The 12,229-nt window shown below is 42.3% G+C and carries 14 protein-coding genes; 2 read left to right on the top strand and 12 right to left on the bottom strand.

What is annotated here, in order from left to right:
* Positions 1-5 precede the first annotated feature (5 nt).
* Positions 6-296, bottom strand: a complete 291-nt coding sequence (locus BP74_RS03040; protein ID WP_496370946.1) for a hypothetical protein — start codon at positions 294-296, stop codon at positions 6-8.
* A 166-nt stretch (positions 297-462) separates the two neighbouring features.
* Between BP74_RS03040 and BP74_RS03035 the strand changes: the two genes are divergently transcribed.
* A complete protein-coding gene (locus BP74_RS03035; protein ID WP_496370944.1) occupies positions 463-1,047 on the top strand; it encodes a PhnA domain-containing protein in 585 nt (194 codons plus the stop codon).
* A 63-nt stretch (positions 1,048-1,110) separates the two neighbouring features.
* Here the strand turns inward: BP74_RS03035 and BP74_RS03030 are convergent, their stop codons facing one another.
* Positions 1,111-1,866 (bottom strand): ThuA domain-containing protein, encoded by a 756-nt coding sequence (locus BP74_RS03030; RefSeq protein ID WP_496370942.1) that lies wholly within the window; start codon positions 1,864-1,866, stop codon positions 1,111-1,113.
* A gap of 211 nt (positions 1,867-2,077) precedes the next feature.
* Between BP74_RS03030 and BP74_RS03025 the strand changes: the two genes are divergently transcribed.
* Positions 2,078-2,575, top strand: coding sequence for a plastocyanin/azurin family copper-binding protein (locus BP74_RS03025; RefSeq protein WP_496370940.1), 498 nt, complete (start codon positions 2,078-2,080; stop codon positions 2,573-2,575).
* A gap of 80 nt (positions 2,576-2,655) precedes the next feature.
* Here the strand turns inward: BP74_RS03025 and BP74_RS03020 are convergent, their stop codons facing one another.
* The 10 genes from BP74_RS03020 to BP74_RS02975 all read right to left on the bottom strand — a co-directional run bounded on the left by BP74_RS03020 (position 2,656) and on the right by BP74_RS02975 (position 12,226).
* Positions 2,656-3,201, bottom strand: a complete 546-nt coding sequence (locus BP74_RS03020) for a DsrE family protein (RefSeq protein ID WP_496370938.1) — start codon at positions 3,199-3,201, stop codon at positions 2,656-2,658.
* A gap of 237 nt (positions 3,202-3,438) precedes the next feature.
* Positions 3,439-5,778: a S9 family peptidase gene (locus BP74_RS03015; protein ID WP_496370936.1), complete on the bottom strand. Its 2,340-nt coding sequence runs from the start codon at positions 5,776-5,778 to the stop codon at positions 3,439-3,441.
* Between the two features lie 252 nt (positions 5,779-6,030).
* Positions 6,031-7,317, bottom strand: a complete 1,287-nt coding sequence (locus tag BP74_RS03010; RefSeq protein WP_496370934.1) for a hypothetical protein — start codon at positions 7,315-7,317, stop codon at positions 6,031-6,033.
* A 316-nt stretch (positions 7,318-7,633) separates the two neighbouring features.
* On the bottom strand, positions 7,634-8,455 hold the full coding sequence (locus tag BP74_RS03005; protein ID WP_496370932.1) for an aldo/keto reductase: 822 nt from the start codon (positions 8,453-8,455) through the stop codon (positions 7,634-7,636).
* 118 nt (positions 8,456-8,573) lie between these two features.
* Positions 8,574-9,110 carry an anthrone oxygenase family protein gene (locus tag BP74_RS03000; RefSeq protein ID WP_496370930.1) on the bottom strand — a complete coding sequence of 179 codons (537 nt, stop codon included), beginning with the start codon at positions 9,108-9,110 and terminating at the stop codon, positions 8,574-8,576.
* Between the two features lie 57 nt (positions 9,111-9,167).
* On the bottom strand, positions 9,168-9,962 hold the full coding sequence (locus BP74_RS02995; protein WP_496370928.1) for an AraC family transcriptional regulator: 795 nt from the start codon (positions 9,960-9,962) through the stop codon (positions 9,168-9,170).
* A 120-nt stretch (positions 9,963-10,082) separates the two neighbouring features.
* Positions 10,083-10,580 carry a deoxycytidylate deaminase gene (locus BP74_RS02990; protein ID WP_496370926.1) on the bottom strand — a complete coding sequence of 166 codons (498 nt, stop codon included), beginning with the start codon at positions 10,578-10,580 and terminating at the stop codon, positions 10,083-10,085.
* A 93-nt stretch (positions 10,581-10,673) separates the two neighbouring features.
* Complete coding sequence (locus BP74_RS02985) at positions 10,674-11,333, bottom strand: hypothetical protein (RefSeq protein ID WP_496370924.1); 660 nt, start codon at positions 11,331-11,333, stop codon at positions 10,674-10,676.
* Positions 11,334-11,421: 88 nt separating this feature from the next.
* On the bottom strand, positions 11,422-11,712 hold the full coding sequence (locus BP74_RS02980; protein WP_496370922.1) for a VOC family protein: 291 nt from the start codon (positions 11,710-11,712) through the stop codon (positions 11,422-11,424).
* Positions 11,713-11,872: 160 nt separating this feature from the next.
* On the bottom strand, positions 11,873-12,226 hold the full coding sequence (locus BP74_RS02975) for a hypothetical protein (protein WP_496370920.1): 354 nt from the start codon (positions 12,224-12,226) through the stop codon (positions 11,873-11,875).
* Positions 12,227-12,229 lie beyond the last annotated feature (3 nt).

Raw genomic sequence — 12,229 nt, 5'->3', positions numbered from 1 at the left:
CCATATTATAAAAAGTCTTTGACGATATTTTCCCATTCCTGCTGCAGCGGTATATCCGGCAGTGATTTACCTGCCCTTCTGTACCAGTAATCTGCATTGGCAATATCACCCTCCTTTCTGTGCAGGTACGCATGTATCCAGGATCCTTCTGCTGTTTCTATATCCTGTACCAGTTGGTGCGCTTGCTCCCAGTTTCCTTTAGCATCATACCACAAAGCCTGCAGGTAAACCGATATAGGTGAGGGAGGGTGATCGTTATCCAGGCTTTTAATATAGATATCCATAATCATGATCATCTAAATTGTAATTGTAAATTAAAAAGAATAAGAATTTCATGTCACAGTTATTTCTAAATAGGAACATTTATTAGAAATGGAATGGATCAGCTGATTACCTGGATCAGCAATTGGTTCACTTGACAATGCTGTGTAACAATTACCTTCGGCCCCTAATAAATAAAATATGAAGCTTGAAGAAGTGCTGCTTCAAAGAAGTGGTAACAAATGTGAGCTGTGCGGGTCAACTACAGCCTTGAAGTTGTATGAAGTGAAGCCACAGGACAGCAGGAGTGAAGAAAACTGTATCATGATATGCTCCAAATGTGAGGCCCAGGTGGAAAAGAAAGAAGAACTTGATGGTAATCACTGGAAGATTCTTTCTGAAACCATGTGGAGTGAAGTACCTGGTGTACAGGTGGTAGCCTGGAGAATGCTGAACCGCTTGCGGAATGAAAGTTGGGCTTCAGATAATCTTGACCTGTTATATCTTGATGAGGAGAAGTTAAACTGGGCTAAGGCTTCAGGTGATCACATAAATGATGGTAGCGTTGACCTGCATAAAGATGCCTATGGCGTTGTTTTGCATTCCGGCGATACTGTTGTTCTGACAAAATCACTGGATGTAAGAGGTTCATCACTGAATGCTAAATTGGGAACCGTAGTAAAAAATATCAGGCTGGTTGAAAATAATACCGAACAGATAGAAGGACGAATAGAAGGCCAGGTGATCGTAATCCTTACAAAATATGTAAGAAAACAAAATAGTTGACTGATTCACAGTTCGGCTTATTATTCATAGCAGATTTTATTTCCTTAGTAAAGCTTTCCATAATTATTTCTTTCCGGTTGCAGCCCACCGGATGCCTGCATATATATGGTCCAGGAAAACCGGATCAGAATAGACAGCAGGTAAATGTCCCAATGCCGTATAGAAGGAACGGCCACCATCGTAGTTGTGATACCAGGCTATAGGATGCAAGGGACCCATGCCTTCTCCTTTTTTATCACCCCATTGCACTTTGGCATTATAGCTGAATTCGTCTACTCCTAAAACATAGTTTAGACCCGGGATCTTTTCAGGACCAAACTCATACCATTCATCAGTCCAGAGTTTCCCATTGGCATAACCATTTAATCCGGGAAAAGCGCCATCCAATACCTTCAACCTGGCAGTTTGAATGACAGGATGTATGTGAAACATACGTCCAACTAATTTAGTATACCAGTCCCAGTCATATTCTGTATCCGAAGCGCTATGTATGCCAACGAATCCTTTCCCGGCCCGGATAAAGCGCTCCATTACTTTTTGTTGTGCAGAATCAAAAATGTCCCCGGTTGTATTCAGGAACATCACTACCTGGTATTGTTCCAGGTTCTTATCTGTGAAGCTGGCTGGATCTTCAAACAGTGTCAATCCAAAATTATGCTTGATGGCCAGCTGCTCCATAGCCACTACTCCATAGTGAACAGATCCATGATGCCAGCCCCTTGTTGTAGTGACGAGCAATACATTGAATTGTTTTTGTGCTGATAAGCCCGGCCCAAATGAGATCATTAACAGGATAAACAGACCCCAGGTTAGTTTCATAGTAACAGTTTAAGGGGAAGATAACGAATTTGCCAGACCTGGAGGGCTGAACAATCCCATCGGCTTATTGTTTATGATAATACACCCGTTGAACCAATAAGATCCCATACCATCTGGAAACATGATAAAAATCATGTTTCATTTTTCCGCATTTCAAAAGCCTGTTTTTTTAACCATGGTAACTTTGCGGCTTCAATACAAATTAAACGAAATGAAAAAACTACTCGTATTATCAGCCTTTGCTTTGCCCTTTTTCTTTGCTTCCTGTGGTAACAATGAACAGAAGAAAACTGAAGAGAGCACAACGACGTCGGCAAAGCCATCTGAAGCACCGGCTGCTACTATTTCCAACGTGATCGAAATTACTGCCAATGACCAATTGAAATTCAGTACCATTGAGCTTAATGTAAAAGCAGGAGAAAAAGTAACGCTGACCTTAAAGAACATTGGGACTATGCCTAAAGAGTCTATGGGTCATAACTTCATTTTATTGAAAGATGGCACTGACCTGGCTGCATTTGCCAAAGAGGCCATCTCTGCTCCTGATCATATTCCGGCTAATGATGCCAATATCCTGGCGCACACTAAATTATTAGGACCTGGTGAGTCTGATACAATTGAATTTACCGTGCCTGCAGGTACTTATACATTTATCTGTAGTTTCCCTGGTCACTACCAAAGCATGACCGGTGTTTTGACAGCGCAATAAATATTTTTAAGGTTAACTATGAATCTGGCCGGAGCGATCCGGCCTTTTTTATGGATTGGTTTTAGGATTTACTCAGGGTATCAAAAGCTCAGTAATGCATATCCATTATTTTGAAAAGTCATCAGGACAATAAGGGCATCGGAGGCAATATCAACATCCGGAGAAATAGAGGAAGGGTCAATCTTTTCGGATAACAGGTTCTGCCCGCAAACCAATAACTGTACCCCCGCAGCTTTTAATTCAGAAAGCACTTTTAAATTGGGGTTAGCAACTCCGTATTTATTTTTATAGTTATTATCTTTTAAAATGCCATTTAATGCTGCACCATGAAAAACTATAGCAAACTTTGCCCTGCTTAATGGCACCCCGGAAACTCCAAATGCGTTTAACTCGGAGCCAGCCATATTTAGTGCTGGTAGAATTTGGTTTGGATTTGATGATGCACGCGTAGCATCATAAATAGCCTTGTATGTTTTTGTCTTGCTAAGTGGAAATTTAGCTCCCTGGATAGATATAAAACCATCCACTTCGGGTATAATAGGTGTGCCTTGTTGTGCTACCTGGGCAATTACACTATTTCCGAATAGTATCAATGTTAGAAAAAAAAGAAAAGCATGCTTATTCATTTATAACCTTCTTTTATAATGATAGATTCATTAAGTTAATAAAAGTTTGAGTCATAATAAATGACCAGTTTGATCTTATAATTTAGTTCTGTTTTTTATTTATTCAGATCATTTAAAATAAAAACGGCAGTCATTACTAACTACCGTTTTTGAGTTTATTGGTTTGCTATTTACTTTTCATGTCAAAAAACAATAAGGCGTTTTTTGTTTTTGACTTTATTATTCTTTTTTTCTCACTTACTTCATCCTCGGATCAGTCTTTGGTTCCAGTTTATATTCTTTAGGCGGCTCAACTCCCAAAAGATTTTTTACAAAATAATCCCAGCGTCGGCGCATCATGTAATAGCTGTACTGCCCATAGCCATGCGCACTGTTGGGAAATATAACCAGGTCATAATCCTTATTGGCTTTTTCCAGCGCTTCCACCACCAGTAGTGTATTATAGGGTGGCACATTATCGTCCATCATGCCATGTGCCAGCATGAGTTTGCCCTTTAGGTTCTTCGCATACAACTGGTTGGCCTGGGCCGTGTAATTGTCTGTACCATCAGGGTTTTTTGTTAATAACCCAATATAACGTTCGCCCCAGTCATCTTCATAATTCCTGTTCTCATGATTACCCGATTCGGAGATACCTACCTTGAAAAAATCAGGGTAGCGGAACATGGCTGCCGCTGTAGCAAAACCTCCGCCCGAATGTCCCCAAATGCCTATGCGGCTGGTATCCATATAGGCAAAGCGTTGTGCCAGTTGCCTGATACCACTCACCTGGTCGGGTAATGTATTTTCAGACATATTAGGGTAATACATATCGTGGAAGCTTTTGGAACGTAAAGGATTGCTGCTGCCTTCCAGTACTACAACCACAAATCCCAGTTCCGCTAATGACTGGTTGTCTCCCCTTGATGCATTGAATGACCAGTTTCCGCCCATGCTTCCCCCTTGCGGGCCCGGGTAGATATAATCAATAATCGGATATTTCTTGGAAGGATCAAGTTGAGTAGGCGTATACAACAAACCATAGAGATCCGTTTTTCCATCATGCGCCTTAACAGATATAGGCATGGGAGGCTTCCATCCTTCAGCTTTTAACCTGGAGACATCCGTTTTTTCCAGTTCTATGATCTGTTTGCCTGTGATATTGCGTACTACACTTATAAATGGAACATCTGGTTTGGAGTAGGAATCAACCAGGTAATTGCCGGAAGGCGATAAACTGGCCATATGGTAACCTTCACCCGGTGTCAATAGGGTAAGTCCTTTTCCATCAAATCCAACCTTATATAAAGACTGGAAATAAGGATTCTCCTTCTGCAAGCCAAATGCATAAAAAAAGATCTCTCTTTTTTTATCATCCACTTTAAGTATCTCACTTACCAGCCAGTCGCCTTTGGTGATTTGATTTTTTACTTTCCCCGTGCCGGCATCATACAGGTACAGGTGGCCCCAGTTGTCTCTTTCTGAATACCATATGATCTCGTTGGTCCGGGGTAAATATTTCCAGTTAATAGTTCCCTGGCCTGATTCATATTGGGTGGGTACGGTCTCTTCAAATACTTCACGAACTTCACCGGTTGTTGTATTGGCTATGCGAAACTTCTCCTGTTTATGATCGCGGGAAGTGGAAACAAAAGCTAATTGTGTGCCGTCAGCACTCCAGTCCACGTCATCAAATGTGCCACTGCTGGATATGTCATCACTTAATGTGGCCCTGTGCGGATCGGCTGGAATCCGGAGCCCAATAACCTTTGGTTCATCCACATTAATGATCACCCGATGTATCATGGCAATGACGGAATCCCCGGGAAGCGGATATTTCCAGGCTTTCAAAGTTGGATGGCCTACATTGGTGGAAACAAGGTACATATCACCTACATTCCGCTGGTCCTGCCTGAATGTTGCTATTTTTTTTGAATCGGGCGACCATTTGAGTATAGCGGCATCACTGCTTTTCCAACCGGCATTATCTGTAGCATAGCCAAAATCTTTGAGGCCATCTGTTGTCAATTGCTTTTCCTGGCCGGTTTTAGTATTGCGAACCCACAGGTTGTAATCTTTTATAAAAGCAGCTTTGCTTCCATCAGGTGATAGCACTTCACTATTCCTGGCACGTGACCTGCGGGGCTGGTCTGTGTTGCTTTTGGCTATGGAAGAATCTCTTACCAGCGAGTAATCATTCAGATTGGCCTTCCATTGTTTACCATTGGTTTTAAAAACGATGGATTTCCCATCTTCAGAGAAACTAAAAGAAGAAAACGGTAGCATTGAAGCCGTATAAGATATACCCGTAGCATCTGTAATGGCCTTTGCCAGCTTTTCCTGGTCAAAAGCTGCAGAGCGTTTTCCTGTAGCAGGGTCTACTAATATGTACTCCGTACCCCTGGCTGTCAGTGTACGGTACCAGAAGCGGTCACCCGTCAACCAATTCGGTTGGGCAGGGGCGTGGTCTACCAGGGATTGGGTATTATAGCCCAGGAATTTCTCTGCCTGCGCATAATCCTTTTCTGTCAACGCCTGTTGCGCCCTGGCGTTTATGAACAGGGTGAAAGAGCATGCAATAATTAAAAATCGGTTCATAATGGGGGATAATGATTGATTAATGAAACAAGTCAACAAGTTAAGAAGTTGAATGACCAATGTAAAATCAAAATGTAAAATGCTGATGCCGGGGTTGAAAAGTTATCTTGATATCAGGCTATAGAAGTGCGAAATATATAATGGATTCCTGGAAACCATGCCTGTTTTTTTACATAGGCAGGTTTCCAGGATATTAAAATAAGATTCAGATATATTGAATGCAAAAGGTTTGCAAAAACGAATGGTAAGCAATTACTTCTCCGTGATCTTCGCAGTGATCTTGGTAGTAAATGAGGGGCCGCCCAGGGATCCTGAAAAAGGTACATCACATATTACAGCTGTTACTTTGTTATTGGTCACAGTAACATATACATTGCCTTGTGATGATTGCCATAATACACTACCTGCTACAGCATACACTGCCACATCATCAACAGCACTTGCCCCGCCCACCTGCTTCACATGATATACACCCGCTTTGGGTTGGGCAGTGCCGGCAAACTGAAGGCTCAGGTCACCGCCCATGCCGTTGGCCGTAATAGTGTATCCACCTGCATTCGGATCATGCGCTACTGAATAAAAGTTGATAGTTCCTACACTGGAGAAGTCCGCGGTATTTTCTGCCGGGTTACAGGTTGCTGCACCTCCACCAATAACAGGAACGAAAAAATTGCAGTCCGCCGTACCAGTGGAAAAAGGGTATTCAAAACTGCCGGTTTGCGTTGGCGTCCCTGTACCTGAAAGAATAATGGTTTGAGCTCCTGTAGCTGAGAAGGTACCACTACCACTAAATTTTATTCCATTTATCGTTTCGGTTGATATATTCCATGTTCCGACCCTGGTAACATTAACCTGGATGGTAGCTTTATTCCCTGAGCTTAATGCCACTCCTGTATTGTAATTTCCTTCCAGGCTTACATCGGCACAGCCAGTGCCTGAACTTACCAGGGCATATTCTGCTGTGGAACCTGAATTTCCGCCTGTGTTTCCACCTGTGCTTCCACCAGTATTTTGCGAACAGCCATTTTCTTTACCTATTAATGCATTGACTGACCCACCCGATATAACATAAGCCGCATGAGTTACAGGGTCGGTAAGTGAGGCTGTAAAGTTTCCGCTGATGGAAGTATCGGTTATAGCAGTTATAGTAAAATTGAAACTGGAGGCCGTAGCACCTGAAATATAAGTATTCCCGGTGCTATCACTGACCATGATCCCCGATCCCTGTGCACCTGTATATGTAGTCTTGGTAAGGTTGCCCGAAGGGGAATACAAAAAAATCATAAATGCATTACCAGGTGCATCCGAGCCTTCTATGGAAAGTACTTTAATACCACTTGATTGATCGTAATAGGCTGTGTCAACGCAACCTGTATAAGTTTTGCCATTGTTCTTAAATGTCCATGCCGGGGTAAATGAATTATTTCCACCGGTAGAACCTATTTGGTTTTGTTCAAAGCTTTGTTCTTTCTGACAAGAATATAATGAGAGGATACTAATAAACAAGACAGTTATACAAGGGGTAAAAAGATTTTTCATGGCGTTAAAATAAATAAATATTTTTTTTAAAGGAATGACCAAGGCGTGTAAAAACCAGCAAAATCCAAATAAATGGGCAATATATAATGACAGTTATATAATACTATCCAACAGCTATTTAAAGGGTTACCATTTTACTCTAACGTATAATTTCATAAGGTTTACTTACAATTAATGATCTCTAACAGATTTCAATTACTTATTGACACTTGAATGATACCATGACCCAAGGAACCAGTACCAATAAGAGTTACCAGCTATGTAATTTTATGCAGGGAAGTATAGATACAGCCAGGTTTTTGTATTGTTTAGGAGGTTAAATGGCCTGTTCCACATAGGCGACCATTTTCTTCAATGTACCCACATCGGGAAGGGAACCCCTGGCAGCCTGTAGATTTTCAATGGCATGTTGCTTGTCGCTGGTTGCAGGTATCACACAGGTGACCGCCTGATGGGCAAGGATAAACTTCAGAAAAAAGCTGCCCCAATTGTTAATACCCCAATCAGCAGCCCAGGGAGGCAGGGGCAAGTGTGTCACCTTGCGCAAATGACTCCCTTCACCAAATGGCCGGTTGATCAGCGTGGCTACGCCTTCATCGGCACATAATGGCAGCAGGGACTTTTCAGCATGGCGTGAAAGAATGGAATAATTGAACTGCACGAAATCAATGGGTTCATTCTGTATCAGCCTGGCCAGTTCATCATGACTACTGTCCTGGTAATGGGTGATCCCCACATACCTCAATTTGCCTTCCTCTTTTAATTGTCGCAGGTAGGGGAGGTGGATATGCCAGTCGAGCAGGTTATGGATCTGCACCAGGTCCATAACATTTCTCTTCATCAACCTGTAAGAGTCGGCTAACTGGGCCTTACCTGCAGCAGCACCCTGTGTCCATACCTTGGTTGCATAGAAGAAATCATTTTGTTGGGGCATGGAGCTTGTTATATCGCCAACTACTTCTTCAGAGCGCCCATACATGGGTGAAGAATCGATCAGCCTTCCACCCGCAGCATACAATGTTTCCAGCACTTCCTGCAAAACAGGGTAACGTGGTGGCTTAACATCAAAGGTCTGCCAGGTGCCAAGTCCAATGACTGGCATTGATTCTCCTGAGGAGGGTATGATGCGGGTGAGCATACTGTAAAGTTAGGCATAGATATTTTCCATAGGTATCCAGTTAAAAAGCCTGGAGTTGTACAGGTACGCCGGGAATTATGCTTCTAAACTACAAGCCAATAATATTCATTGGTAACTCTTACCAACCTTGTAATTCCATTGTTTCTTCCTTTCCGGCGGCTGTACTCTTTTTTTGACTGTGAAAATTTAGAGTGGTATAACTACAATGTAAAGCCATTGAAGAACATACAAAGCCTGCGGCAATAATGACCGTGCGAACCCAATTCATATGGCGCCATTCCTCCCAGGTGCTTTGCAACAGATCGGTTCCTGTTATCGCTGGGTTGAATAATATGGCGTTACGGGGATAGAAGAACCGGAAGGTCATGGCTTCGCCGACTGCATATAAAATGAAAGCCGCAGCCAGGAGTAATCGTATTTTTTTGCCCTGTTTCCAAAAGGCAAGTAGGCACAATAGACCAAGGCCCTGGTTCAGCGGTGAAAAGATCCGGAAAAAATTCCCTGGATTGCTAACCTTATAATATTGCCTGGCGGTATCAAGAGAGGCCGGTATATTATTACCCCAGGCAGGAACATCAACCAATGAAGTGTAAAGGTTGGCTAATACTATTCCTGCTGCAATGCCCATAGAGGCGTAGATGATAGATCGTTTCATAATTTTTTTCTGCAAAAATCGATTACATCTGCGCGCCTGAATTGTATGTATCGGACATTATTGAAAAAGGTGGCCAGGTAAATGAGTTTTCTGCAAACGGTATTCGCCAGGAGTAAGACCTGTAAATTCACTGAATTCCCGGATGAAATGCGCCTGGTCATAGTAGTGGCAATGATAAGCTATCCGGGTAAGTGATTCCCTGCTTTGATGCATGAAATGAAGTGAAGCCAGGTAACGTTTATAGCGGATGAGGCATTCCGTTGACATTCCAAAAAACTCCTGTGCTTTCCTGTGTAACTGCCTTGTTGAATAACAAAGCTCCGCTGCCAGGTTCGCTACTGAACCAGGCTCTATGTTGTTGGATAAATAAGAGGCTATCGCTTTATCCTGTGGGTGAATGCTTTCCAATCGTTGTATCATCCATTGTTCCATGATAAGCACCCTTTCATGGAAAGAATTCTTTTCTGCAAGTTGGTGCCATAGGCTGCCGAATGCATCATCCAGTATCTCCAGGTCGGTGATCGCATTCAGAAATTTGCCACAAGGAACAAATAAAAGTTTTTTTACTGCGGCCGGGTTTAAAACTATCCCAAAAAATGACTGCTGTGCCGGTGCAACCAGGTGAACCGGTTTATTGTTCATACCGTTCAAAAAACACCTGGGTGTAGACATTTGTTCATTGCCATCCATACGGCTGAACGGCACCGGGTCATTGAAGCTGAATATAAGTTCTACGGCTCCTTTGGGAAGAATAATCTCGGATTGGTATGCCGGGGCACCATTTATTTGCCAAAAAGCATTTATATAGTTGCCGGCTCTTCCATCCTGGCAGGTTGCAATAGAAGTATCCATTAGTTGATGCCATCAATTTGTAAATCAATATCGACATAAATTAATGACCGAATCAGAAAGGCAGTATGAATTGATAGAAAGCTGACATGAATTGAGGGTTTGTGTTGGAATAGTAAAAGCTCACACATCCTTTTCGTCAAAAGACAACTCAATACGTCCCCGCTTTACTTCCACTTTCCGGTAAGAGACCTTTGCAGTATCCAGCATGCGTTTACTGGCTATGGAAACATTGGTGCCATCATATTTGTCACTCAGGTAGATCACCTCTTTTATCCCTGCCTGTATAATGGCCTTACTGCATTCATTGCAGGGAAAAAGCGCTGTGTAGATGCGGCAACCGGATAGATCCATTCCAATGTTATTTAAAATGGCATTGAGTTCGGCATGGCATACATAAGGGTACTTGGTCTGTAGGAAATCCCCGGTTTTTTCCCAGGGAAAATCTTCATCACTGCAACCCATAGGCAGACCGTTATATCCTGCCCCTACGATCTTGTTCTGGCTATTCACAATGCAGGCCCCAACCTGAGTAGAAGGATCCTTGCTGCGTAATCCACTCAATAAGGCAACTCCCATGAAATATTCGTCCCAACTTATATAATCTTTTCTTCCGGCCATAGTTGAAATATCATTAAAGGCTGAAGATATTATAAAAGTCGGGAGTCCGGAGTCGGTAGCGGGTAGCAAGTGGAAACATCCCAATCTTACAATCTAATTCTGTAGCCTTCCGGGGGAATTAGATTCAACTCTTGCCTTGATACCCCGAAGCATACGTGCTTCCATGAAAAAGTGTCCCGCCAATGCAATGGGCATCAATAAAAATGATGGCATTTTAGCCAAAATGCTATACACGCGTTCGATAAATATCTGTTTCTTTTTTGAAGTACCAACTGTTGATGGTGCAAGCCAGTCTTTGGAAATCCTTCCCCGTGAGATCAGCATGGTGCGACCATTATCAATGGACTCAAGAACAAGTGCCCAACTAACGCGAAGGGGACCTTTCATTCTTTGATTCGCATCTTGATCTTCTTTAGCCCGTTTCAGGGGAACTACCAATACCAGTGCTTTATTCATTTGAATTTGCCTTACGATAAATGCATCTTTTGATTGAGGAACTGCAGGAATGATGTCACCAATTTCAATATGCTGCAGTTTCTGGATTACGGTTTGTGTACTTGGCATTCCACCGTTATCTATCCTGTCGTATGAATACCATCCAGCCCTGCCCGAACCAATTTGAATTAGCCATGGCCAGATTATTTCAGGTGGCGCATCTATAATGATGGCATGTGTAACCATTTTTACAGGAAATGGAATGAGTTCATCACCCGTAAGTAAACGGTGATTGAGTTCATGATTAATAGCATGCATTGCTTACTGTTAAGCTTAAATATTTGCCGTGATAACTGACTTTTTTCCCGGGATTTAATAGGGCAGGCGTACGACTCATGAATGACTATTACTTCTTTCTTTGTTGCAAACGGAAAATATTTCCTTCAGGATCTTCCCCGTCACAAAACAGGAAGTTGAAATTTTCAAATGTTGTTACTTCCTTGAGAATCACATTTTGATTCACTAATCTTTCCCTGGTCTTATAAATGTCTTCGTCTGTTTCGAACACGATTTTGGTGTTGTTGTCAAACTTAAATTCACCTTTGTTTTTGTCCAGGTATTGATCACCTATCTTATGCAGCCCGATCCTGCAAGGTCCTGCCTGGAGGAGCAGCCATTCCGATTTTATCTCTTCCACTATGGAAAGCTGTAAAGTTTCAACGTAAAATTTTTTTTAGCTTCTCTACATTTTGCACAAAAATGATTATCGTCTGTAGCTTTAGTTGCATTGTAATTCCAGGTTGTAATTAATTTGTCATGATGCCCTGTTTTTACAAAACAAAGGGATCTGGATGTATTTATAATTTTTGTTGGCTTACTATTTCTTCGATCAGCGGAATGAGTTTAAAGGGATTCTGGTCGAAGTGAATGCCTACGGAGAGGTGACCTTTTGAAATCGGCTTAACAAACTCAAAAAAATTGCCGTACCGGATGATAACATAGTCTGCACCACCGCAATCAATATTGCCCCGTTGTGTTACCAGCTTCAGGAGGGTAGGGTTTACGATCAGTTCTTCATATTTGTCAGACTCAGAACTGCTTTCGTTAGGCAAACCTTCATTTGAAGCGGAGAATAATTTACCGTCCGCATAAATGGCTGCATAGCGGATGCCTTTGGACAGGGAAAGGATGGATCTTATAACAGGCTCCATACA

The organism is Flavisolibacter ginsengiterrae DSM 18136 (assembly GCF_059568575.1).
The sequence above is the reverse complement of the archived record's forward strand: the minus strand, read 5'-3'. Positions and strand labels throughout refer to the sequence as shown.